Genomic DNA, 23,730 nt, shown 5'->3' with positions numbered 1-23,730 from the left:
GTTTTCCAAGCTAATGATTGACCTTGATATGATGATCCGGCGTGACCTTATGGGTCAGCAGTTCAGAGACGGTAACGAACCGATATCCCCGGCTTTGGAGTTCAGGCAAAATCACCTTTAGCGCCTCGATGGTTTGCGTACTGTTATGCACGTAATCATGCATGAGGATAATGTCGCCGTTTCGTGCGTTATTTAGTACCTTGCGAACGATCTTGTAAACGCCGGGCGTTGCCCAATCCTTTGTATCTTGATGCCAAGACCAGAGGATCATCTTCAGGTCGTTATCTTTGGTTAACTCGACGATGGCTTCATTATAGTAACCGCCTGGTGGACGGAAGAGGACCGGTTTGCTTCCGGTTGTCTCTAATACGGCCTGCTGGGTCATCGCCATCTCTTCCGTTAAGGTCTTTAAAGCCAACCGGTGAAAGGAAGGATGGTGATAGGAGTGGTTGCCGATTTCATGCCCCCCGGCTTGTTCCAATCTAACGATTTCGGGGAAACGTTTGACGCGGTCGCCAACGACGAAAAAGGTCGCTTTCGCTTGGTACTGCTCCAGAAGTTCAAGGATTTTCGGGGTTTGATGCTCATCCGGCCCGTCGTCAAACGTCAAGGCGATGTATTTTTCCTGCATTGGCACTTCCCAAACAATGTCCCCGCGTTCCTCGTAGTAGCTCCTTTCCTTGCCCTGGGCCGGGGAAGATGCCTCCACGGCAGGGGTGAGAAGCGAAGCCGAGAGGGCGATAGCGAGCGCTGCCCCCAGTTTGTTTTTTAACATCGTTTCTGCGTGCCTCCATCAACTAAACTTAAAGAGATTGTCCAGCCCAGCCAGCAAGAAAACTCTTATTCCCGGCGGTCGGCGCTGTCCGTTTAGTGTGGCTGATCTCCGGCACTTTTATCCTTGTACGGGAGAATCGTCCTCTCTTTCAAAAAAATCGCCGCTCTGCAGTCGGTCGACGAACTGCTGCAGCCACTCGTAATAGCTTGTGGCATGCTTCAGCTTGTGCAGATCCTCCAGGCACCGCTTCCGCTCTTCCTCGGAGGTCTCCATATCCAGAATGGTCTCCGAGAGCGACGGAATGACGGAGTCGAGAGCTCCGCGCATGACATCGATTTCTCGTTGCAGCTTCGTCGCAAAAAAGGCCTGAAACGCTTTGAAAAAATCGGTTTCCGCGGCATACAGATCTTTGCGGGCGTCTTTTTCGTCCAATTTGCTCACCATCTTCGAATCGACAAGTGAGCGGACGGCATAGCTCATATTGCTTTTGCTCATGTTCATGCTCTGTTGCATTTCCTCTAGCGTCATGGGCCGATCCTCAAAAAATAGGATGCCGTACAGCTGCCCATAGGAGTAATTTACGCCGTAGAGGTCCATCGTTTGCGCAATCGCATCAATGACCTTGGCGCGAAGCACTTCCCGGAAATTTTGCGGTTCCGGCATTTTCCCCGACGTTGGCTTCTTCACCTTCACACCTACCTGCCTCGAAAAATTTTACACAAAATTAATCGCCGCTTCACGCAGAGATAACCCAATAAACGCAAAACGAACGTACAATAAATATTGAACACAAGAGATTATTAACGTGATTTATCTACCATTATAACAAATATTCAATGATTACTGAATGGAACAAAAGGAGGATCCATGAAACGTTCGCTTTGGGTGGAAGATGTCCGGGCCTTGTTGTTTACGCTCCCGGCGATGGTTCCGCTGACGTTGTTTTGGTTTTATCCGTTGGGGTACATCATCTATCTCAGTTTCACGGAATGGGATTTCATGAGCCCCGATAAGTTGTTCGTCGGACTGCAAAATTATCGCGACCTGTTTACGGATCCGTCGTTTTATCAGTCGCTCCGGGTCACTGCGTTATTTTGCGCAGGCAGCGTACTGCCCGTCGTTGTGTTCGGCTTAGGGCTGGCCTTGCTGCTCAACCGGAATATGAAGGGCGGATCCGTCTACCGGATGCTGATGTTCTCCCCTTGGGTGACGCCGACAGTGGCTGTTTCGATTGTTTGGTCCTGGATTTTTGAGCCCGAGGTGGGCCTAGCCAATACGTTGCTGAAAAGTTTCGGGATCGAAGGTATTCGTTGGCTGGAGGATCCGAACTGGGCGCTCGTGGGTGTCCTACTCGTTACCGTCTGGAAATCGGCCGGTTGGGGGATGATCTTCTATCTCGTGGCGCTGCGCAGCGTGCCCACAGAGCTGCTGCAAGCGGCCGAGCTCGACGGCGCAAGCCGCTGGCACAAGTTCTGGAACGTGACATGGCCGCTGATTTCGCCGACAACCTTTTTCCTGGTGATTGTTCAACTGATTCAGGCTCTGCAGGCGTACGACCAAATCAATGTGCTGACGCAAGGCGGGCCGGCCGGTTCGACACGCACGTTACTCTACCTCTATTATCAGTCCGCCTTCGACGCGTTTCAAATCGGGCAAGCCTCTTCGGTGGCGATCACGCTTATCGTCGGGTGCGTTGGATTATCGCTGCTGTCGTTCTGGGTAGGGCGGCGTACCGTTCATTACTCTTCATAGAAGAAAGGGGACTAAACCATGCAAGGGATCGAAAAATGGGGCACCGCCATTCGCCATGTCTTGTTGGCGGCGGTATCGCTGATCATGGCGTTTCCGTTCTACTGGATGGCGACCAGCGCGTTGAAGAGCAATGATGAGATCTGGCAGTTTCCACCGACGCTCTGGCCGCACAGTCCGAAATGGGGACAATTCGCCGAGGCTTGGGTCGCCGCTCCATTTGAGCGGTACATGTACAATAGTATCTTCGTCGCTGCGGCCATCGTAGCCATCCAGGTTGTGAATTCAGGAATGATGGCCTACGCCCTGACCCATATGAAATTTCGCCTGAAAGGGGCGTTTACCGCATTGGTTCTGGTCGGGTACATGGTGCCGAGCACCGCGGTGTACCTCCCGGGTTATATCGTCTTGGGCCGGCTGGGCTTGCTGGATTCCTATGCCGGGTTGATCTTCTCCAACTGCGTGAGCGTGTTTTCAATCTTCTTGATCCGGCAATCTTTCCTGCAAATCTCGCATGAGCTGGTGGAGGCCGGGCAAATTGACGGGGCGTCGCATTTCCGTATCCTTTGGACGATTCTGCTGCCGTTGACACGCTCCTCCTTTGCGGTACTCGGACTGATTACCTTTATCGAGCAGTACAACAACTACTTCTGGCCGATGCTGATCACCAAAAGCCAACACCTCCAGCTTGTTTCGGCCGGTCTGCGCAGCTTCTTAGTGGAAGGGGGTGCTTACGGGCTGAAGTGGCCGTTGATCATGGCCGCCAGCGCCTTCACGATCGCGCCTTTGCTTGCGTTGTTCGTGCTGACCCAGAAAACGATCATGCAAAGCGTCAATTTGTCCGCAGGTGCTAGTAAAGGATGAGAGAACAAAACTGAAAACCATTTATGGAGGTTATGAAATGTCGAATTGGAAAAAATCGTGGTTCGGATTGTTAATGACTTGTATCTTCCTCGTAATCAGTGCTTGCGGCGGGGGTTCCGGTGCGGCGGGGAATACGGCCGATCCCGCTCAGGCTGCGCCGGCGGGGAATGCGGCGAATGCCGGAGACCAAGCGCAATCGGTAGAACCGGTAACGATCGAGTTTTGGTATGGTCTTGGCGGCAAGCTAGGCGAAAATATGCAAGCCCTCATTGACAAGTTCAACAGCTCGCAGCAAAATGTCATCGTGAAGCCGGTCGTGCAAGCCGATTACAGCGAAACGGAACAAAAGCTGCAAGCGGCCATCGCCGCCGGCACCGTGCCGGCCGCCGTTCTATCCTCTAACGTAGACTGGGCACGCAAAGGGTATTACGCACCGCTGGACGAGTTGATCGCCGCTTCGCCGGATTTCCATCCGGAGGATGTCGTGCAGACGTTCCTGGAGCAAGGGAAAGTCGACGGCCAACAATTTTTCCTGCCGATGTACGGCACGACGCAAGTGATGTATTACCGGAAGGATGCCCTCGAGAAGAGCGGCCTTAAAGCCGAAGATTTGACCACCTGGGAGGCGCTTGCCGATGCAGCGGCGAAAATGACGGTTAAAGAAGGCGGCAAAACCGTGTTCTACGGCTGGGAGCCGATGTGGGGCGCGGAGAACATGATGGATGCCGTATACGGCAAAGGCGGTAAAATCCTCAGTGATGACGGCAACACGGTACTGATTGATTCTCCGGAATGGGTGGATACCTGGGAGTTATTCCGTAAATGGATCCATGAAGATAAAATCATGCGTATCCATTCTGGCGGTCAAGGCTGGGAGTATTGGTACAAAACGATCGACGACGTGATGAAAGGCCAAGCGGCGGGGTATACCGGTTCCAGCGGCGACCAAGGTGACCTCGATTTTAATATCGTGGCGGCTATGGAACAGCCGGGCTGGGAAGGGATCGGTGCAGGAAAGCCAGTCGCCCAGGCGATCATGGCAGGTATTCCGGCAGCCGCCAGCCCCGAGCAGCAACAAGCAGCGATGAAGTGGTACAGCTTCTTTATGAGCCCGGAGAATACCGCATTCTGGTCGATGAACACCGGTTATATCGCGGTCCGTCAATCCGCGCTGAACGATCCGGAGTTCGTAGCCTACAGCGAGCAAAACCCGCAGGCGACCGTGCCGCTGAAGCAGGCGACGCATGCCTCGAAACCGTTCCAGGATCCAACGGGCGGGAAGATTACGGACGCGCTGAAAATCGCTGCCGACAAGGTACAGATCAGCAATACTCCGGCAGCCGAAGCGCTGAAGGAAGCGAAGGAGACGGCGCAGCGTGAACTCGACCGAATTCGGAAATAATCGTACCTCCGCGGCAACATTAGATGTCGCAGGAATCAAGTTTAGGGTCGATGCAATTTTGTTCGATAAAGACGGAACGTTGATGGATTTTATCTATACGTGGGGAAGGTGGGGCGAGCGGTTGCTCGCCCATTTTTCCTCCGAATTGATGAAACGGCAACGATCGCCGCTACCTGCCGATCAGTTGCAGGTCTGGGGAATCAGCTACGACGCGGAAGGGCAGATCTCCGGGTATGATCGGAACAGTCCGTTGTCGATGGGCACGGTGGATGATCTGCTGACGCTGCTGGCAATGGAAGGTTACAAGGCAGGCCTCTCCTGGGCGGAAGCAAAGGTGCTGGCGGCGCAGAGTCGCGTGGCCGCGGACGAAGCACTGGAGGGTTCTCGCACGGCTCGGCTACTTCCAGAAGTGCTGCCGTTCTTGGAGCAATGCGGTCAGGCGGGGCTCCGCCTTGGGATTGTCACCTCCGATGAAACGGCGGCGGCGGAGAAACATCTGGAATGGCTCGGGATTCGCCCCTATTTCTCCGTATGTGTTGGCGCGGATCGGGTGAACTGGGGGAAGCCTTTTCCGGACATGGTGGAGTTAGCTTGCCGTGAACTTGGTGTGGAGGCGGCTCGGGTAGCCGTCATTGGCGATACGGACGGCGATATGCAGATGGCTCGCTCCGCCGGGGCGGCTGCGGCCATCGCCTTGGATGAGGGTCATACATCGGGGAAGGAGGGCTTCCCGTCGGCGGATGTCGTGATGACCAGTTATCGCGAGCTCCGGCTCGGGGAAGTTCGGTAATTCCGGAAAGGTGGAAGAAGAAATGGGTTGGTTATTCCTGGCTCTAGCCATCGTGCTGGAGTTGTCCGGCACGGTATCGATGAAGCTGTCGGATAGCTTTACCCGGTTGGTTCCCTCGGTACTGATGTTTCTTTTTTACGGGGCCAGTTTTACCTGCTTGAATTTTGCGCTGGGGTATATGAAGGTGAGCACCGTTTACGCGGTTTGGTCGGGAATCGGGATCGTGTTGATCTCTGTCGCGGGCGGAATTCTGTTTCAGGAGAAATTGTCGGTACCCTCGATCTTGTGGATCGGGGTGATCGTTCTCGGCGTCATCGGGTTGAATTTGAGCGGCAAGGGAGGTTAAAGAAATGGTGGATCGAAATGAGTTGCAGGTAGGGAAAGGTCAGCGGGACGAAGGGATTTTGCTAACTTTTCAGGTGATCACCGATACGCATGTCCGGACAGATGGGCAGCATACGCATAATGTTAACCTGGAACAGGCTTTACGGGATATCGCGGAGAATGGTGCCGGAAGCGCCGGAATCATGCATGCGGGAGACGTGACCGATCATGGATTCCCGGAGGAGTATGAAGCCTGGAACCGAATCTGGGAGCAGTTTGGTGGGACATTACCTCCGCTGTATGTGACGATGGGCAACCACGATGTCGCGTTGGGGAACTGGGAGGCGCGTTTGGGGCAGTTTTTGCGTGGTACCGGCACGGAGGGCATCTATCATGATCATTGGATTGACGGCTATCATTTCGTCTTCCTCGGAACGGAGGAGGGGCTGGAGTTATTTAGCTCCTTATCAGAAAAGCAGCTGGCCTGGTTGGACGATAAGCTGGGGGAGAGCGCTGCGGCGGACCGTCCAGTATTTGTATTCCTGCATCAGCCGCTAATGAACACGGTGGCCGGCTCTTATGAAGCACAACGCTGGTATGGCGTCGTGCAGGACGCCGAACTACTTGCCGTACTCGCCCGTCATCCGCAGGCGATCCTGTTCACGGGGCATACCCATTGGGAGTTGGATGCACCTAACACTTCTTTTGGCGTTCGAGGCGAAGGGCCAGCGATGTTCAATGCCGCTTCGGTTGCTTACCTGTGGACCGATGAAGACGAACACAAGGATGGCAGCCAAGGCTTCTACGTAGAGGTTTACCGCGACCATGTCCTCGTGCGTGGCCGGGACTTTACCCGCGGCGAATGGGTGGAGGCGGCGCAGTTTCGGGTGGATTACCCGCGAGGCTAGTAGAAGATCGGTCCGACGTGGAGACGAGCAGGACACTTTAATGGGAACGCGTGCCAGTTTTGGCGCGCGTTTTTGGCGTGCGGTGCAATGGCGAGCTAGAGCGATGCAACAAGCAACAAGCAACGCGCAACGAGCAGCGAGCCCGTTTGCTGTTTGCTGGTAGCGGTGCTGTGCTAACGGACACCAGAGCCGCTATTTGGGTTCTGATGTTGCCCTCCCCATTCTAACGGACCTCAGAGACCTTATTTGGGTGAATGGAGGTGAAATGATCGCCTAAAGGGTCAAATAAGGTCGCACCAGTCCGTTAGCCCGGGAAATCACCGGGAAGTATACAAATAAGGTCGCTACGGTCCGTTAGAAGTTTGGGAGCAACGAAACGACTGGGACATTGGAGATACCTGGATTAGGTCGAGGGGGTTGAAGAGCCGTGGAGTCGTTAGCCCTTTTGTTCTGACTATATAGGAAGCCCCCCGCAATTCCACCGCTAAGCGGTAAAGGGGCGGTAAGTTATGGGCGAGTCATTATCCGCGACCACCCAACGCATAGAGCGAAGTTGCTCGCCGCATAATACGACCTACAGGAGGTGTATTGTGAGTTGAACAAGAAGAATGATGCGAAGCACAGCTCCAAGCAAGTAAAAAAGAAATTAGGGGTACCAAATCTGAATGCGGAATTTGCTGATGCAGATACCTCGAAAAAGACGAAGCAATAGAATGAGCATAAGACCACCAGGGCATAAGCCTCAGTGGTCTTTTTTCATATGTATCGAGGGGGAGTATCAGGATCGCCCACTTGTGGTTGCTGGTGATCCAGAGCGCCGATCAGGGAATATCTTGGCCGCCTGCCCGCTGGCTACAATCATATGGGGTCACGACGACGGAGACGCTCCCAAAAGAAACTCTTTGGACTATGAAATTCGTATCATAGGCCAATTCAGACCTAAGAAATAAAAATCCCCTGAAGCCTTACGCTTCAAGGGATTTTTGCGATGATCTGCAGTGGGCTCGAACCACTGACCCCCACCCTGTCAAGATGGTGCTCTCCCAGCTGAGCTAGCAGATCAAAATTATAGTGAAGACAAAATTTATCTTATCAGGCAGCAGGGTTCTTGTCAATACTTCCTTGAAGTATAAGGGGCCGGGACCCTGCCAACAATGGAGGAGGAGCGTAATTCCGGTCAGGATACGTATGACGTCAGAAACGCACCAAGCTTGGAAAGGAAGATGTTCAGATGCATCAAACCCACCGTAATCCCCATGACCACCATCATAACCCGTCACGACCCAACGGGACGAAACGGCCCTGGCCCCTATGGGTAGCCGTGGCGGGAGCCGTCCTCCTGCTGGCCTTAACCAGCGCTTGCCGTCTGGCACCCGACACGGAGACGATGAACCGGCAGGCTCGCGCCTTTCCCTGGCCGTTTGGGCCTTCGGTATCGGATGGCGTTTATTCACCGACGATTGTGGAGGACGTTTATTCTACGGAATAACAAGCTTTATTCCTCGTCCCACTTGCGGGAATAGCCTTTCTTCGTCACATAAAACATGGAGACGATCAACAAAACCGCGATCAACACCGCAGCGGTTATCGTTATGCCCATGACCATAACCCTTTTGCCAGCTCCTTTCAGCCGATATCCATTTAGAATAACTATACATGAAAATGATTTTTTTGTATAATGATGCAGTTTAAACAAACCAATGGACAAGGAATGCTGGGAGGGGAACGAAGTGTCGGCTGCAACAATCATTCATGTAGATAACGAGGAACAACTTCAAAGATGCCTGGACATCCGTAAAGAGGTGTTCGTCGAGGAACAGAAGGTCCCCATCGATTTGGAGATTGACGAATACGACAAGATCGATCCAGATGTGCATCATGTGCTGATCGAAATGGAAGGAGCCTATGCCGCGACGGGCAGGCTGATTTACTATAAAGACAATGCGGCCAAAATGCAGCGGATCGCCGTACGCCAAGAATTTCGCTCAAAGGGCGTGGGCAAAATCCTGCTGCTTGCCTTGGAGGAGCTGGCTCGGGAGCTGGGCCTCACAAAATCGGTCCTGGACGCACAGTGCCATGCCGAAGGGTTTTATGCCAAACTTGGTTATGAGACGATCTCGACCGAGCCCTTCGATGACGCCGGGATTCCGCACGTCCGGATGGTCAAACCGTTGAAATCGTAATAATCATAGGTTTTGAGGTTTCGGGGCAAGCTAAATCTAACTTGAATGAAGAGGAGATGAGCTAGCCAATGGCCCTGAATACCAGAGAAACGTTTATTGCCGTGCGAAAGAACGGAGACGGGGATTTGGAGGCATTTAAAACGTCCAGCGGACGCGTGCTTGATTACCAGCAAGCCCTACAGGAAATTAAGGCCGGTGCGATCGCCGGCGTCAACGTGTTTAAGGGGCGGGACGGAGAAATGTATATCCGTGGCGATGCCGACGGAGACCCGTCCAATAACCTCGACAACTTGCCTGGTTTCGAATAACGTTGCTCCTAACCATAAACGAATGAACCCTGCGGGCGTAAATGCCCGCAGGGTTGTTTTCGTTACAGCGTATATACTTCATGTTGACGGAGGAACTCCATCTCCCCGATAGCCCCGAGGAACGTCTCCATTTCATCCCCATAATGCATCAGCAGGGTTTGGCTCTGAATTTCGGAAGGCAGAGTTAACAATTCTTCCAATGTCGTATGAACTTCGCCCCGCCCGGTTAACTGGACTTCATGCAGGATTCGTTGGCAGCCACGTTCGCGCACCAGCTTCTCGAGGAGCTCCGGCTGAAACGTTTTGTCCGCACTGTAAAAGATCTCGTCGTTGAAATAAAGCGAATAGCTCGGTTTACCCGGGATATGCGGTGTTCGGATAATCTCCACCTTCAATTCAGGCGCAAGCTGCATTGGCCGGTCTTCCGCTAGCAGACGCACGTCAAACACGTCGTGCAACGAGGCGATCACCCCATCCTGGCTTAGCCCGCCTTTCAGCGTATTTTCCCATAACGGCTCTACCAGGTTCTCGGCGACATAAAGGATCGGTTTCCGCCCAGACCCGAACTTTCGACGGAAGGCTAGTTCCTCCAGTCCGCCCACATGATCTCCATGGATATGGGTGATCAGCACGGCGTCGATGTCCTCCACCGGTTTACCGATTGCGTGCAGCGCCATGGGGGCGGTGATTCCGCAGTCGATCAGCAAGGTGAAATCTCCAGCATAGAGAAGCGCATTATTATTGAAATATCGTTTGGCAAACGCCCCGCCCGTACCCAGCATTTGCAGACGTAATGGCATGAGGAATCCCCCTTAAGTAAAGTATGGATCACCCCTTAAATGTACACAATTTCCATTAGAAACAAAAGACTGGCATCTCTCGCCAAAAAAAGTGCCGCCTTTTACCATAACCACCGCAACTTGACCGAAATCGAGGAGTATAACATTACATCAACAGGAATCAAATGGAGGGTCAAATTCATGAAATGGAGAAGAGTTGCATTATTGGTGGTTGCTTTCTCCCTAATGGGAGGTTCCCTGCTGTTTGCCGATGCCGCTAGCCAAAAGGTAAAGCTGATGCTGAACGGCCACGAGCTGGAGGATGGCGGATATATCGTAGACGGGAAAACCTATGTGCCCGTACGCAATCTCGAAGGATTGGTCGAATACAATGACAGCACCAAAACGGTGAATTATTATAAACCCAACGTTCATATGTTTTTGTTCACAGATGATGCGGTGTTTGGCGACGTGAAGAAGACGGGGAAGCTGAAGTTCAACGTATTTTCACAAATCGATAATTTACGTACGGATATCGCTGCAGTGCGGGTTTCGATCACGGCCCCTGACGGAACTTCCAAGGAGATTCAGACGGATGAGATCAAAGAGCAGCGGGATAACTTCTGGTTCCGGACGAAGGACATTACCTATGATTTCAAATCGTCAGGCCGCTATGTCGTAGGGTTCTACATGCAGCCGTCGAACGGAACGGACTTCGTGCTGATCTCGGAGAAAGGCATTAACGTCTTGAAATAATCGCAAGTTTAGCTTTACACTCGACAGTACTTACGAAAATTGACCTGTCCCACCCAAAAGTGTTACGATACGGGGGGAATGAAGCAAGGGATTCTTCTTCACTCCATTAAAACATACTTAAAGCGAGGTAATTTCATGAGCGACCACAATCACGAACACGGCGAAGCATGCGGCTGCGGCCACGATCATGACCATGATCATGAGCATGAAGAGTTTGTGTTGACGCTGACTGACGAAGAGGGGAAAGACGTAGAGATGGTTCTTGTCGAGACCTTCGACGTTGGCGAGAAAGTGTACGCGTTGCTGCTTGAGCGCAACAATCCGGAAGCGGACGGCATCATTCTCCGCATGGAAGAAGAGAACGAAGAAATGGTGCTTTACAATATCGAAGACGAACAGGAATGGAAACAGGTGGAAGAAGTTTATAACGAGCTTGTCGCCCAAATGGATGAAGCCTGATCCGAGTTTAGTCCCCTGGTTTATAAGATAAAAGCTCCCCGGAAGCGGGGAGCTTTTTGATTTGGGTTGAATCAGAATATCGGGTCAGCTTCAACGATCACCTTAACCTTATCGATATATCGATCCTCCGGTCCTTTGACCGGCAGTCCGACTTCGACATGATCCACGATGTAGTCGATATTGTCCTGGGAAATGACCTCACCCGGGAGCAAAATTGGAATCCCCGGCGGGTATACATAAATAAATTCGGCAATGATTCGTCCGGCTGATTCCTTAAACGGAATGACCTCGGTATCCGCATAGAAAGCATCCCGTGGAATGAGGGAGAGATGCGGAATTTCCGGGACTTTGACGATCAGCTCGTTGGCGTTATTTTCCTTATAATAGGTCTTAGACAATTCGCGTAGAGCCGTCAGTAAAATATCGGCGGTTTCCTGCGTATCCCCCGGCGTAATCAGGCATAGGATGTTATACATGTCGCTGAGCTCCACTTCGATGTTGTAGTGCTCACGCAGCCAATTCTCCGTTTCATAACCGGTAATCCCCAAGTGACGGACGTGGATCGTCAACTTGGTCGGATCGTGGTCATAAGTCGCTTCCCCGCCCAGAATCTCCCGCCCGAAGCAGTACAAGCCTTCGATTTGGTTGATTTCCGACCGTAGATAATGCGCCAACTCCATCGCTTGTTCGGCCATTTCTCGCCCGTGCAGCGCCAAATTACGGCGCGACGTGTCAAGGGAAGCCAGCAGCAGATAGGATGTTGAGGTGGTCGTCAGCATGCTGATGATCGTCTGCACGCGTTGCGGGTTGACGTAGCCATTCTTCGTATTGAGGTTGAGAATCGAACTTTGCGTCATCGAGCCGCCGAGCTTATGCACGCTGGTGGCCGCCATATCGGCGCCCGCCTGCATGGCCGACATCGGTAACTTCTCATGAAAGTGAATATGCACCCCATGCGCTTCATCGACCAACACCGGTACGTGGAAACTATGGGCCAGATCGACGATTTCCTTCAGGTTCGCGCATACGCCAAAGTACGTCGGGTTGATCACCACGACCGCTTTGGCATCGGGATGGCGCTGCAGGGCGCGGCGGACCGAGGAAGTCGTAATCCCGTGGTCGATCCCCAGATTGGCGTCCTGTGCCGGCGAGACAAAGACCGGCTTCGCTCCGGCGAAAATAATTGCCGACATTACGGATTTATGAATATTTCTCGGGACGATAATTTTATCACCCGGAGAACAAACGGATAGTATCATGGTCATGATGGCCCCGCTGGTCCCCTGTACCGAGAAGTAGGTATAGTCGGCGCCAAAGGCGTCGGCCGCCAGCTTCTGCGCCTCTTCGATGACGCCGGTAGGCTGGTGCAGGTCGTCCAGGGGAGCGATGTTGATCAAGTCGATGGACAAGGCGTTATCGCCAATGAACTCGCGGAATTCTTTATCGGTGCCGAGCCCTTTTTTATGCCCGGGAATATGAAACTGAACGGGATTGCCGGCCGCGTGCTTTTTGAGCGCAGTGAAGAGCGGCGTGCTTTGATGATCCATACGGGCCATCCCTGCCTTTCGTCTACATAATTTTCAAACAAGCTTGAGTATAGCAAAATGCGCCCGGAATGCAAGCGAATGACGACGGTTTTACGCAAAATTGACGTTATGCGGGTTAATTTGCCGGCGAAAACGGACAGAATGAAGAAGGAAGCCGTGATCGGAAACTAGGAGAGGGGGACTTTTCGTGGAACTGACAAGCGGAATCGCGCGAAAAAAACTGCTGAATCCCACGTTCGCCAGCCTGTGGCTCATCATGTTTTTGGTGGAATTTGTCAAGGGGGCACTGATCGTATCCATCCTTCCGGTCTATATGGGGGATGTCCTGAGCCTGAGCGCGTTTGCGATTGGTTTGTCTTTTTCGATGCAGTATATCGGGGATAATTTGTTTCGCAGCCCGGCAGGCTGGCTGATCGAACGGATCGGCTTTCGCCGAACGATGAGCTTGGGGCTATGCATCACGCTCGGCGCCGTGGCGGTGATCGCGTTCCTGCCCACCATGGGGTTTCTGGTGCTTGGCTGCGCACTGTTAGGCATCGGTACCAGCCCGCTTTGGCCTTGCGTATTGATGGGGATTACCGCGGTCACGGAGGAGAATAACAATTTCGCGACGGCGATGGGCGTCATTCAGATTTCCAGCCTCGGCGGAACCGGACTCGGTCCCGTTATCATCAACTTTTTTTTACATGATTCCTATCGGCCGGTCTTTTGGTTCCTACTTGGATGTATTGCGTTTGTCGTTCTAGTATCGTTGTTGTTGCCGGGAAAAACGGGCGGTTCCACCGCCGCGGGAACGGCGAAATCCGCCATCCCCGGGGAGGCATCCCCCTTCGCCAAGCGCGGGGGGGTGTGGAGCCAAATGCGTGCCTCCATTCGCCATATTCGCACGCACTTGAACGTCAGCCCGCTGTTGTACCCGGCGCTGTTCCTTCAATCGTTCGCCGTCGGGCTGTTGACGCCGGTCATCACGCTGTACGTCCGCACCGAGCTCGGGCTGTCTCCGGAGACCTTCAGCGCTATGCTTGTCATCGGGGGCGGGATCACCGTCTTGGGGCTGATTCCGATCGGCAAATTGGTCGATCGCTTGGGGACGCGCTGGTTTTTGCATATCGGTTTCGCCCTGGCGGCGGCCTCGATCGGCTTGTTTGCCCTGTCGCGGGAGGTATCGCTCGTTTGGCTGTTTGTCATCCTGATCGGTTGCAGCTATGCATTTATCCTCCCGACTTGGGATACGATGATCTCGCATATGCTTCCCAGCGGCGAGAAGGGGACGGTCTGGGGCCTGTTCCTGACGATTCAGGGCTCGGGCATGGTCGCTGGGCCGATCATCTCCGGCAAAATGTGGGACCTGATCGGCCCGACTGCCCCGTTTCTGGCCAGCTCGGCGATGATGGCACTGCTCTTCTTCCTGCATATCGGCCTTGTGCGCACGCAAAAAGCCTCCCCGAAGATATAGATCGGGGAGGCTAAATGCGCAGTAATGGCCAGGCACGTAGCCGAGCTTTAAAACGCGTTCTTATAAAGCGGAAGCAGCGTCTGAAACGTCTCTTGGACCGTGCGTATCAGTTGGGTCCCGTCGGACACAAGAGGGTCGTTCCGGTCGAGTCGCAGCCCGCACAACGCTTCGGATTTTTTCACCGTCTTCAGTTGCTCGGCCCAGGCTTTCAATTGATTGGCGTCGGCTTCCTGGTGCAACGTACCGCCCGGGCTCATATGGTCTAAGGACCAGTAGAAGCCGTCCGGAATCGTCTTCTTGATCTGGGCCGCCTGCTTGTCCAAATAGTTTGCGAACACCGATTTATTTGGGCTTTCGTAGATGACGGCGAAAATAATAAATAAGTGAGTGGAGAACATCCCCACTTGGAAATGCGGCAACGCTTTATACCCGCGTTTGCTGGCCGCCCAGGCGACCCAGGTGTCATTCGGCGGGTTCACCGTCCGGCGGGCATGCTTGGCGACATGCGGGAACATCTCTTCTCCGCATAATGCGGACAAGAAGGGAGCCAGCTCCGTGCCCAGCGTCTCCAGCTTCGGTCTGATGCGGCTTATGATCGCTTCCATCCGGGGCTCCAGGCCGGGGACGGTTAAGGCGTCGAAATCTGGTGTCGTAAATCCTTCAAAGGACATCGATGAATACCTCCAACTCGAGCATGAATCTGACTCTGGTGTGTTTGGTTTGTAACGGTACCAGTATATCATAAATTTGCGCGTCATCCGCGGCCCGTTCAGGGTAAAAATAATCAATAAACCAAGTTCCATTACATAAGATGGAGTATAAGATAAGGTAAACCGTTAGGAGGGAGTGCCGTGAACAAAAGTTACGAAGTGGAATACTGCAACCTGGAACTCCGATTCGACCGCCGGCACATTCAACAATTGATCCGCGACTTGATCCAAGACGGGTATTCTTTATATTGGAGCGAAAACGAAACTCTCTTTATCATCTCGGTCCGTACCGGACGTAAGCTGACCAAGCTGCGGTTTCAGCGTCTTCCCAAAGGATACAAGCTGGTGGGTGATTACTTGATCCGGGATGCCAAGCTGGCCGAATGGCTGGAGAAGCTGATTGGGGATCTACGCGGCCATGCGGTGGTCAAGCGGTTCAAGGATCGTCAAATCTTGGTCGAAAATATTTTGTTTGGTGAAGTCATTCGCCTTGTCGAAATCTCGGGGATGGAACATCGCGTCATCTATCAAAAGGGACCGGTCCTCGACACGGCGCAGATGGCCGAAATGTACGCTTCCGAATCTGCGGAACAGCAGTTGGCCCATCTCCAGGAGGAATTGGATGCCGAGCTGGAACGGTTGTTCGAAGCGATCCAGCAAGGAGATGCCGAAACCTCCGAGGCTTGCAAGGAGAGGCTGCGCAAGCTACGGCTCGAATTGCTCCGTCTTGAATGGTAAGCGCCAAATCCGCCCATCCTAGAGGAGTGATTACCTGCCTCGCTGTCGGCACAACCCATACGAGAAAATTGAAAGGCAAGTCCTTGGCTCCCACGGCGTTGGGGGTTGTTTTTTGAGCGAAACGGCGCAGGGTTCACTTCTGTACACAAAAGAGTTAAAATGATACTATTGAAAAAAATATAGTGTGCAAAGGATGGAGACCATGTCAAAACAACAAATCGGCGTCATCGGCCTGGCCGTCATGGGCAAGAATTTAGCCCTTAATATTGAAAGCCGGGGCTTTACCGTGTCGGTATTTAACCGCTCCCCGGAAAAAACGCATGACCTGCTCGATAACGAAGCCAAAGGCAAGAACCTGGTCGGCACGTTTTCCGTCGAAGAGTTCGTGAACTCGCTGGAAACGCCGCGCAAAATTCTTATCATGGTACAAGCCGGTCCGGCCACAGACAGCACGATCGAACAATTGCTGCCATACCTGGATCAAGGGGACATTATCATCGATGGGGGTAACGCACACTTCCCGGATACGCAGCGCCGCAGCAAAGAACTGGAAGCTAAAGGATTCCGCTTTATCGGTACAGGGGTATCTGGCGGTGAAGAAGGCGCCTTGAAAGGACCAGCCATCATGCCGGGTGGCCAAGAATCCGCTTATAAGCTGGTTGAACCTATTTTGACGGCAATTTCCGCAAAAGTGAACGGCGATCCTTGCTGTACATATATTGGTCCGGACGGAGCCGGACATTACGTGAAAATGGTGCATAACGGCATCGAATATGGCGATATGCAGCTGATTGGCGAAGCCTACCATCTGTTGAAAGACGTGCTGGATGTTGATGCGAAAGAACTGCACGAGATTTTCAGCGAATGGAACAAGGGCGAGCTGGACAGCTACCTGATCGAAATTACCGCCGACATCTTCTCGCAATACGATGAGGAAACCGGCAAACCGATGGTAGACGTCATCCTGGACGCTGCCGGTCAGAAGGGTACTGGGAAATGGACAAGCCAAAGCGCGCTTGATTTAGGCGTACCGCTGTCCATGATCACCGAATCGGTCTTCTCCCGTTTCCTCTCGGCAATGAAGGAAGAACGTGTTGCGGCCAGTAAAATTCTGAACGGACCGGCGAAGAAGGCGTTTAACGGCGATAAGAAGGAGTTTATCGAGAACGTCCGCAAGGCACTGTTCGCTTCGAAGATCGTCTCGTATGCCCAAGGATTTGCGCAAATGCGTTCCGCTTCGGACGAATACGGATGGGATTTGAAATATGGCAACATCGCGATGATTTTCCGCGGCGGCTGCATCATCCGCTCCCAATTCCTTCACAACATCAAGGATGCTTACGATCGCGATCCTGCGTTGAAGAACCTGCTGCTTGACCCTTACTTCAAAAATGTCGTGGAGAGCTACCAAGACGCATGGCGTAATGTGGTATCCGCGGCTGTGGCGAACGGGATTCCGGTGCCGGGTTTTGCGAGCGCGCTGTCCTACTACGACAGCTACCGCACGGAACGCCTGCCGGCCAACCTGCTGCAAGCGCAGCGCGATTACTTCGGGGCCCACACGTTCAAACGTGTCGACAAGGAAGGCGTCTTCCACCATCAGTGGTTCTAAGCCGAAGAACGGATCACGAGGAAGCCGGAGGGACGGGAACGTCTCTGCCGGCTTCTTTTTGTGTTGAAAATGGATCGGCCTGTGTTATGATATGAAAAAGTTTACTCTGAGCGAGTTCTCAACAAGCTGAACAGAGCAAGTAGGTGAACGAACACATGAATCAACCGCTAAATAATATCGTGCTGATCGGCATGATGGGCACGGGGAAGTCGACCGTGGGTTCGTTGTTGGCGGCCGAAACCGGCCTTGCGCTCGTCGATCTCGACCAGCGGATTGTCGAGGAAGCCGGACGGACGATCCCGGACATTTTCGCAGCCGAAGGGGAAGCTTATTTTCGCGAGCTGGAATCCGCGATCTTGCGGAGTACGCTGCAGGAACGTGGCATTGTGCTGGCGACCGGCGGCGGCGCCGTACTTCGCGAGGAGAACCGCCTCGTGATGCGGGAAGGTGGCCTTGTGGTCGCGCTCCAAGCAACCGCGGAGGAGATTGTCGCGCGGGTCGGAGAAGATCCAGGTCGACCGCTGCTGGCTGGAGGCGCGAAGGAGCGGGTGATCGCTCTTCTGGAGGAACGGAAAGACGCTTATGCTTTTGCCCATCTGACCGTCGATACATCGGGGAAAAGTGCGGAACAAGTATCGGATGAGATTTTAACGCATTACCGCGGTTCTTGATCAATCACAATAAAGGGGAATGTGAACCATATGGACGTTATCGTAAAGCCAACGCCGGAGTTAAAGGGCGAAATCGGAGCATTATCTTCCAAAAATTATACGACCCGTTACTTGCTGGTTGCCGCTCTGGCGGAAGGGACAAGCACCGTTTATTATCCGGCGCATAGCGAGGACAGCGACGCCATGCGCCGCTGCATCGCCGATTTGGGCGCGGTATTGGAAGAGGACGAGGAGAAGATCGTCATTACCGGTTTTGGGCGTCGGCCGAAGGACGTCAAGGAGTTGAATGTCGGCAACGCCGGTGCGGTGCTGCGATTCCTTATGGCGATTGCGGCGTTGTGTCCAGAGGTGACGTTCGTGAACACCTACCCGGATTCGCTGGGGAAACGTCCGCATGACGACCTCATCGACGCGCTGGGGCAACTGGGCGTGGAGGTTAGCCATAATGAAGGCCGGCTACCGATCACGATTAGCGGAGGAACGCCGAAAGGTGGGAAAATCCGCGTGTCCGGTTCGGTCAGCTCCCAATATTTGAGCGCTTTGTTATTCCTGACTCCGCTGCTTGCTGAAGACAGTGAAATCGAAGTGCTGAACGACCTGAAATCGAAGGTGGTCATTGGGCAAACGCTAGAGGTGTTGGAGCAGGCCGGGATTGTCATTCATGCCAGCGATGATTACATGCATTTCCGCGTACCCGGTGGGCAAAGCTACCAGGCGAAGACGTATACGGTGCAGGGCGATTACCCCGGTTCGGCGGCGATCTTGGCTGCAGCCGCGGTGACGAAGTCGGACGTTAAGGTCCACCGTCTTGCGGAACGCAGTAAGCAAGGCGAACGTGCCGTCGTGGACGTCCTGCAGATGATGGACGTGCCGTTATCCCATCAGGACGGTACGGTGCACATTCAAGGTAACGGCCGTCTTCGGCCGGTGGAATTCGACGGTGATGCAGCGACCGATGCCGTGCTGGCGATGGTAGCGGCTGCGGTGTTTGCCGAAGGAACGTCCCGTTTCTATAACGTGGAAAATTTGCGTTATAAGGAGTGCGACCGGATTACTGATTTTTTGACCGAGCTGAAAAAAGCGGGAGCGAACGTGGAGGAACGCCAGGCCGAAATTATCGTGCATGGCCGCCCGTCCGGACTGGAGGGCGGCGTGACGATCAATGCACATTACGACCATCGCGTCATTATGGCGCTGACCATCGTAGGCCTGCGCTGCCGTCAACCGCTGGTGATTAAGGATGCGCATCACGTGGCCAAATCGTATCCGCAATTTTTTGAACATATCGTCTCGCTTGGCGCATCCGTGGAACGGGTAGAATAAACTTGAACTAAGACGCAAGGCGCTGGTTTGGGACCGGCGCCGGCAAAGGAGGCATTTCAAATGGCATTTGACAATCCAAGCCGTGAGGAAATCAAAGAAATTCTACTGAGCGCCGGGAACATTGCGGTTGTGGGACTGTCGGACAAAACCGACCGAACCTCATATATGGTAGCCCAAGCGCTGCAAAATAACGGCTACCGCATCATCCCGGTTAATCCGACGGTAAGCGGCGAAATCCTGGGTGAGAAGGTGTATCCGAGTTTGTCGGACATCCCCGAACCCGTGGATATCGTAAACGTGTTCCGCCGCAGCGAGCAGACGCCGCCGGTGGCGGAGGAAGCCGTGAAAATCGGCGCCCGCGTGCTTTGGCTGCAGTTGGGGATTGTGAGCGAGGAAGCGTACGAAATCGCCTCGAAAGGCGGTCTGACCGTGATTATGGATCGCTGTATCAAGGTTGAGGACAGCATCTTGATCGGAAAACGAAGTTAAATGTAGCGAGGCCAATAGGACCCGTCCGCAATCGGAGGGCCCTTTTTTGGCTTCTCGTTTTTCCTTTGACAAATTTGAGGGGCTAGGATTACCATAATGAAATAGATAGAGGGCATCCTATAGAGGAAGTTCAAAAATCATCAAAGTTGATTTTTGAACTCTATTTTAATGTGCCTTGAACAGGAACTTACAAGCAGGACTAGGGGGTCACTACATGATACAGGGGATCGGAGCAGCAGCTGGCGTCGCCATCGGCAAAGCTTTCGTGCTGCCCGCCTGGGAATGGGACGTACCGGATCGCCGGATGGAAAAGGTGGATCTCGCTAAAGAATTCGAGCGGTTGTACGAAGGCATTCGCACGTCTAAAACCGAAATCGAAGTGATGAAGAACGAGATTAAAGAGACGGTGGGTGCGGAGGAATCCGGCATCTTTGACGCTCACCTGGCTATCCTGGAGGATCCCGTCTTTATGAGCGAGATCCGGGGGATCATCGAACGCCAGTACAAGGCGGCGGAGGTTGCTGTTAAGGAAGCGATCGACCATTTTGTAACGATGTTTGACCTGCTGGACGACGAATATATGAAAGAACGGGCGCTCGACATCAAGGATGTCGGCAACCGTCTGCTCAAGCATCTGCTCGGGACGCCGGACATCACGCTGCCGGCGGATACACAGCCGTACATTTTGGTGGCCAAAGAGCTTTCACCCTCCCAACTGGTCCATTTGAATCCGGACAACGTGCTGGGTATGGTCACGATGGCTGGCGGCAAAACTTCGCATTCGGCGATTATGGCTCGGGCGCTGGGGATTCCGCTAGTTTCAGGTCTGGAGAACAAGTTGGTTGAGCCGCTGCAAACCGGCGACATGTTGGTGATCGACGGGGACGAGGGATGGGTGTATCTCAATCCCGAACCGGCGATCGTGACGCGCTTTACGGAGCTGGCGGAGAAACAACGCCGCCGCAAGGAGCAACTGCAGCTGTTAGCTGCGGTTGAAGCGATAACCAAAGATGGCGTACGCATGCGGCTCGCCGGGAATATCAGCTCCGTCAAGGATTTGGAGCTGGCTTTGAAGCACGGTGCGGAAGGCGTTGGCTTGTTCCGTACGGAATTTTTGTATATGGACCGGTCCACTTTCCCTGGCGAAGACGAGCAGTTTGAGGTGTATAAACAGGTCGCGGAGAAAGCCGGGCCGCATCCGGTCGTCATCCGGACGCTGGACATCGGCGGCGACAAGCAGTTGGAATACTTCGAGCTTCAGGAAGAGGAGAATCCGGTGCTGGGCTACCGGGGGATCCGCATCAGCCTGGACAGCCGCGAGCTGTTTCGGACGCAGCTTGCCGCCGTTTTGCGCGCCAGTGCCTACGGCAAAATGAAGATCCTGTATCCGATGATCTCTTCGCTGGAGGAAGTCCGCGGGGCGAATGCGATTCTGGAGGAAGCCAAGCAGGATTTGACCCGGCGCGGACTCGCCTATGATCCGGAAATTCAGGTTGGCATTATGATTGAAATTCCGGCCGCGGCGGCGATTGCCGATCTGTTGGCGCAGGAAGTGGACTTCTTCAGCATCGGCACCAACGACCTGGTCCAGTACGTGCTGGCCGTCGACCGGATGAACGAGAAGATCGCCCATATGTACCACCCGTTCCATCCGGCGGTATTGCGTCTGCTGCGACAAACAGTGCAATCGGCCAAAGAGGCGGGCATCACCGTCAGCGTCTGCGGCGAGATGGCCGGGGACGAGAAAGCGGTGCCGTTATGGCTGCATCTCGGCGTCACCGACCTGAGCATGTCGCCGCAGGCCCTGCTGCGAGTGAAGCACCGCGTCTTGAACTCCGATTCGCGGGAGAGCAAGGAAGTGGGCGCTGCCTGCTATCGCTTATCGACCAGCGATCAGGTCGAATCCGAGCTGGTACGTTATGCGCATGAGCTGGAACAAGAACGGTTGGGCAAATAACAACATAAGCCGTCCCTGGGGTCAAGAGTGAGTGACACCAGGGACGGCTTGTTGCGTTTCAGACCTGCACTTTTACATTTGGCGGGAGCAGGAACGGCGCGGGGAACCTTGTCCGGTGCGTCGTAAGTCATGTCCAAATCATGTCACGCCATTTCATGGCAGAGCGGAGTCGGGACGAGACGACTAACGCAGATCAGCCACCGCATCCACGAACGCTTTGCCGTAAGCCGGCAGGTCCGGCGGACGGCGGGCCGAGATGATGTGCCCGTCCACGACGACGGGCTCGTCGAGCCAGATCGCGCCGGCGTTCTGCATATCGTCGCGGATGCCCGGCGTAGACGTTAAGGTCACGCCCTTCAAGATCCCGGCGGAGATGAGTACCCAGCCGGCGTGGCAGATTTGCCCGATCGGCTTCTTCGCTTGGTGCAGCTCACGGACGAGCTGCAGCACCTTGTCGTAACGCCGAAGCTTGTCTGGCGCCCAGCCGCCGGGGACAAGAATCCCGTCATACGCGCTGGCATCGATTTCCTCAAAGGCAAATTCCGCCTCGGCGGGGACGCCGTATTTGCCGATGTATTTTTTCCCTTTCACCGGGCCGGCTAAATGCACCTCAGCCCCCTCTTCGCGAACGCGGTAGATCGGGTACCATAGCTCCAAATCTTCAAATTCCTCATCCACCAGGGCAATAATTCTTTTGCCAGTTAATCTCAAATCCAACTCCTCCTGTCTTTTATGGTACTTGACGAAAACTCGATTCAATATTTTAATTGTATCAAAAATGATAACTATTACTATGCCCGGCGGTTTCTGAAACCTTTCCAATTATGGCAATTTAAAGTATCTTTCGCCAACAGAAGGAGATTCTCGCAAGCGGGTCGAATAAGATCATTATTCATAAAATTTATCGAATCAAAAAAATGCAAAGGACTAAGATGAGGTGGTACTGTGCGAAAGCACTGTCATTGCGGGCAAATGATGAACCTAGGCTTCAGGCTGGTCATTTTTGAAGGAATCTATGAAATCGACCGCGTTCCCATTTACGAGTGCGAGGATTGCAGCTATTATGAGGTGCTTCCGGAGGTGAAGTCGGATCTGACGGACTTGTTGGCCGAACTCAAAAAAGAGCAGCCTAACGGCCGCGTGTATTTTACCGAGATGAACGAGCTGGCTGACCTGATTTTCGCCATCTACCGTCAGTGGAATCGAACCGAGAACGCTTCCTTCGAGAGTCTGTTGGAGCAGCAATGCGAGGAACGAATCAATCTCCTGCTGGACTTGTACGGCGGGGCCAAGAACATCGGCGATTTGGATTGGATGAACGAGATCTCTAAACGCCTCTCTCAATTATCTAAATATGTCAAGAATCGACAACTTTCCAGAGCCAATTGACGATTTTGCTCGATTTTTGCAAATCATTTTGTAAATGATGTTGTATTTTCATTTCTCTTTTTGTTAAGATATCAACAGAACATCTGGAGATTCTTATTCGCACAAAAGGGGATGAAATGTTATGTCCACATGGATGAGAATACAATCGATCCAGGAGCTGAATGATGCTTTGGTACGCTCCTCAAGCCAGCCGCTGCTGCTGTTTAAGCACAGTACCCGCTGCCCGATCAGTGCCGGGGCACATAAGGAAGCGGAGGCGTATTTGAACGGGACTCCGCGCGAAGACGTTACATACGGGCTGATTTACGTCATTGAGAACCGGGACGTATCGAACGAAGCAGCCGAACGGCTTGGCGTCAAGCATGAATCCCCTCAAGCCATCCTGATCAAGGAGGGACAAGCCGTCTGGCACACGTCTCATTCTAAGATCACGGAGACCGCGCTGCAGGAGATTTTACGCTGAGTGAAGCGTTATCATTGCATAAAGTAGTATTTTGTCGTATCATAAATTTAATTGAAGCTCTGGAACTTTACCGGATGA

General features: G+C 53.4%; 26 protein-coding genes and 1 tRNA gene. 20 read left to right on the top strand and 7 right to left on the bottom strand.

Features of this window, described 5'->3' with window-relative positions; all coding sequences use genetic code 11:
• Positions 1–10: 10 nt before the first annotated feature.
• The gene (locus KJS42_RS08370) at positions 11–775 is read right to left on the bottom strand and encodes a polysaccharide deacetylase family protein (protein ID WP_213622581.1); all 765 of its coding nucleotides are present in this window, start codon (positions 773–775) and stop codon (positions 11–13) included.
• 117 nt (positions 776–892) lie between these two features.
• Complete coding sequence (locus KJS42_RS08365) at positions 893–1,438, bottom strand: GbsR/MarR family transcriptional regulator (protein ID WP_213622755.1); 546 nt, start codon at positions 1,436–1,438, stop codon at positions 893–895.
• Between the two features lie 204 nt (positions 1,439–1,642).
• On the opposite strand from KJS42_RS08365, the gene KJS42_RS08360 reads away from it, so the two are divergent.
• The 6 genes from KJS42_RS08360 to KJS42_RS08335 are packed head-to-tail and all read left to right on the top strand — an operon-like array spanning position 1,643 to position 6,812.
• Positions 1,643–2,527 carry a carbohydrate ABC transporter permease gene (locus KJS42_RS08360; RefSeq protein WP_213622580.1) on the top strand — a complete coding sequence of 295 codons (885 nt, stop codon included), beginning with the start codon at positions 1,643–1,645 and terminating at the stop codon, positions 2,525–2,527.
• An 18-nt stretch (positions 2,528–2,545) separates the two neighbouring features.
• Positions 2,546–3,388, top strand: a complete 843-nt coding sequence (locus tag KJS42_RS08355; protein ID WP_213622579.1) for a carbohydrate ABC transporter permease — start codon at positions 2,546–2,548, stop codon at positions 3,386–3,388.
• A gap of 37 nt (positions 3,389–3,425) precedes the next feature.
• Positions 3,426–4,790 (top strand): ABC transporter substrate-binding protein, encoded by a 1,365-nt coding sequence (locus KJS42_RS08350; protein ID WP_213622578.1) that lies wholly within the window; start codon positions 3,426–3,428, stop codon positions 4,788–4,790.
• Positions 4,765–5,580: an HAD family hydrolase gene (locus tag KJS42_RS08345; RefSeq protein ID WP_244868420.1), complete on the top strand. Its 816-nt coding sequence runs from the start codon at positions 4,765–4,767 to the stop codon at positions 5,578–5,580. Before KJS42_RS08350 ends, KJS42_RS08345 begins: the two co-directional genes overlap by 26 nt.
• A gap of 22 nt (positions 5,581–5,602) precedes the next feature.
• Complete coding sequence (locus tag KJS42_RS08340; protein ID WP_213622577.1) at positions 5,603–5,926, top strand: DMT family transporter; 324 nt, start codon at positions 5,603–5,605, stop codon at positions 5,924–5,926.
• 4 nt (positions 5,927–5,930) lie between these two features.
• The gene (locus KJS42_RS08335) at positions 5,931–6,812 is read left to right on the top strand and encodes a metallophosphoesterase family protein (protein WP_213622576.1); all 882 of its coding nucleotides are present in this window, start codon (positions 5,931–5,933) and stop codon (positions 6,810–6,812) included.
• 989 nt (positions 6,813–7,801) lie between these two features.
• Here KJS42_RS08335 and KJS42_RS08330 read toward each other — a convergent pair.
• Positions 7,802–7,874 (bottom strand) — tRNA-Val (locus KJS42_RS08330).
• A 169-nt stretch (positions 7,875–8,043) separates the two neighbouring features.
• Between KJS42_RS08330 and KJS42_RS08325 the strand changes: the two genes are divergently transcribed.
• The 3 genes from KJS42_RS08325 to KJS42_RS08315 all read left to right on the top strand — a co-directional run bounded on the left by KJS42_RS08325 (position 8,044) and on the right by KJS42_RS08315 (position 9,303).
• On the top strand, positions 8,044–8,301 hold the full coding sequence (locus KJS42_RS08325; RefSeq protein ID WP_155608769.1) for a hypothetical protein: 258 nt from the start codon (positions 8,044–8,046) through the stop codon (positions 8,299–8,301).
• A 241-nt stretch (positions 8,302–8,542) separates the two neighbouring features.
• A complete protein-coding gene (locus KJS42_RS08320; protein ID WP_244868419.1) occupies positions 8,543–8,995 on the top strand; it encodes a GNAT family N-acetyltransferase in 453 nt (150 codons plus the stop codon).
• 68 nt (positions 8,996–9,063) lie between these two features.
• On the top strand, positions 9,064–9,303 hold the full coding sequence (locus tag KJS42_RS08315) for a DUF3892 domain-containing protein (RefSeq protein ID WP_213622575.1): 240 nt from the start codon (positions 9,064–9,066) through the stop codon (positions 9,301–9,303).
• Positions 9,304–9,365: 62 nt separating this feature from the next.
• Here KJS42_RS08315 and KJS42_RS08310 read toward each other — a convergent pair whose 3' ends face one another.
• A complete protein-coding gene (locus KJS42_RS08310; protein ID WP_213622574.1) occupies positions 9,366–10,103 on the bottom strand; it encodes an MBL fold metallo-hydrolase in 738 nt (245 codons plus the stop codon).
• A gap of 180 nt (positions 10,104–10,283) precedes the next feature.
• On the opposite strand from KJS42_RS08310, the gene KJS42_RS08305 reads away from it, so the two are divergent.
• Together KJS42_RS08305 and KJS42_RS08300 are read left to right on the top strand one after the other, a co-directional pair.
• Complete coding sequence (locus KJS42_RS08305; protein ID WP_193419037.1) at positions 10,284–10,838, top strand: stalk domain-containing protein; 555 nt, start codon at positions 10,284–10,286, stop codon at positions 10,836–10,838.
• A 135-nt stretch (positions 10,839–10,973) separates the two neighbouring features.
• Entirely contained in the window at positions 10,974–11,297 is a 324-nt protein-coding gene (locus KJS42_RS08300; protein ID WP_213622573.1) for a DUF1292 domain-containing protein, read from the top strand.
• A 71-nt stretch (positions 11,298–11,368) separates the two neighbouring features.
• On the opposite strand, the gene KJS42_RS08295 is transcribed toward KJS42_RS08300, so the two are convergent.
• A complete protein-coding gene (locus tag KJS42_RS08295; protein WP_155608775.1) occupies positions 11,369–12,844 on the bottom strand; it encodes an aminotransferase class I/II-fold pyridoxal phosphate-dependent enzyme in 1,476 nt (491 codons plus the stop codon).
• A gap of 187 nt (positions 12,845–13,031) precedes the next feature.
• On the opposite strand from KJS42_RS08295, the gene KJS42_RS08290 reads away from it, so the two are divergent.
• On the top strand, positions 13,032–14,300 hold the full coding sequence (locus tag KJS42_RS08290) for an MFS transporter (protein ID WP_213622572.1): 1,269 nt from the start codon (positions 13,032–13,034) through the stop codon (positions 14,298–14,300).
• A 47-nt stretch (positions 14,301–14,347) separates the two neighbouring features.
• Here the strand turns inward: KJS42_RS08290 and KJS42_RS08285 are convergent, their stop codons facing one another.
• Positions 14,348–14,971: a YktB family protein gene (locus tag KJS42_RS08285; RefSeq protein ID WP_193419045.1), complete on the bottom strand. Its 624-nt coding sequence runs from the start codon at positions 14,969–14,971 to the stop codon at positions 14,348–14,350.
• A 180-nt stretch (positions 14,972–15,151) separates the two neighbouring features.
• Here KJS42_RS08285 and KJS42_RS08280 point away from each other — a divergent pair, with 180 nt between their 5' ends.
• The 6 genes from KJS42_RS08280 (at position 15,152) to ptsP (ending at position 21,800) form a co-directional block, all read left to right on the top strand.
• Positions 15,152–15,748, top strand: coding sequence for a hypothetical protein (locus tag KJS42_RS08280; protein ID WP_213622571.1), 597 nt, complete (start codon positions 15,152–15,154; stop codon positions 15,746–15,748).
• Between the two features lie 202 nt (positions 15,749–15,950).
• On the top strand, positions 15,951–17,360 hold the full coding sequence (gndA, locus tag KJS42_RS08275; protein WP_155608777.1) for an NADP-dependent phosphogluconate dehydrogenase: 1,410 nt from the start codon (positions 15,951–15,953) through the stop codon (positions 17,358–17,360).
• A 155-nt stretch (positions 17,361–17,515) separates the two neighbouring features.
• Positions 17,516–18,031: a shikimate kinase gene (locus KJS42_RS08270; protein WP_213622570.1), complete on the top strand. Its 516-nt coding sequence runs from the start codon at positions 17,516–17,518 to the stop codon at positions 18,029–18,031.
• 30 nt (positions 18,032–18,061) lie between these two features.
• Positions 18,062–19,354, top strand: coding sequence for a 3-phosphoshikimate 1-carboxyvinyltransferase (gene aroA / locus KJS42_RS08265; RefSeq protein ID WP_213622569.1), 1,293 nt, complete (start codon positions 18,062–18,064; stop codon positions 19,352–19,354).
• Positions 19,355–19,414: 60 nt separating this feature from the next.
• Entirely contained in the window at positions 19,415–19,843 is a 429-nt protein-coding gene (locus KJS42_RS08260) for a CoA-binding protein (RefSeq protein ID WP_193419055.1), read from the top strand.
• Positions 19,844–20,057: 214 nt separating this feature from the next.
• Entirely contained in the window at positions 20,058–21,800 is a 1,743-nt protein-coding gene (gene ptsP / locus KJS42_RS08255; protein WP_213622568.1) for a phosphoenolpyruvate--protein phosphotransferase, read from the top strand.
• Between the two features lie 183 nt (positions 21,801–21,983).
• Here the strand turns inward: ptsP and KJS42_RS08250 are convergent, their stop codons facing one another.
• Positions 21,984–22,511 carry a type 1 glutamine amidotransferase domain-containing protein gene (locus KJS42_RS08250; RefSeq protein WP_213622567.1) on the bottom strand — a complete coding sequence of 176 codons (528 nt, stop codon included), beginning with the start codon at positions 22,509–22,511 and terminating at the stop codon, positions 21,984–21,986.
• Positions 22,512–22,745: 234 nt separating this feature from the next.
• Between KJS42_RS08250 and KJS42_RS08245 the strand changes: the two genes are divergently transcribed.
• Both KJS42_RS08245 and ytxJ read left to right on the top strand, forming a co-directional pair.
• Complete coding sequence (locus KJS42_RS08245; protein WP_193419059.1) at positions 22,746–23,189, top strand: hypothetical protein; 444 nt, start codon at positions 22,746–22,748, stop codon at positions 23,187–23,189.
• 121 nt (positions 23,190–23,310) lie between these two features.
• Positions 23,311–23,652 (top strand): bacillithiol system redox-active protein YtxJ, encoded by a 342-nt coding sequence (gene ytxJ, locus KJS42_RS08240; RefSeq protein ID WP_193419061.1) that lies wholly within the window; start codon positions 23,311–23,313, stop codon positions 23,650–23,652.
• Positions 23,653–23,730: the final 78 nt, after the last annotated feature.

Source organism: Paenibacillus sp. J53TS2 (genome assembly GCF_018403305.1).
GTDB classification, from domain to species: domain Bacteria; phylum Bacillota; class Bacilli; order Paenibacillales; family Paenibacillaceae; genus Fontibacillus; species Fontibacillus rhizolycopersici.
The sequence above is the reverse complement of the archived record's forward strand: the minus strand, read 5'-3'. Positions and strand labels throughout refer to the sequence as shown.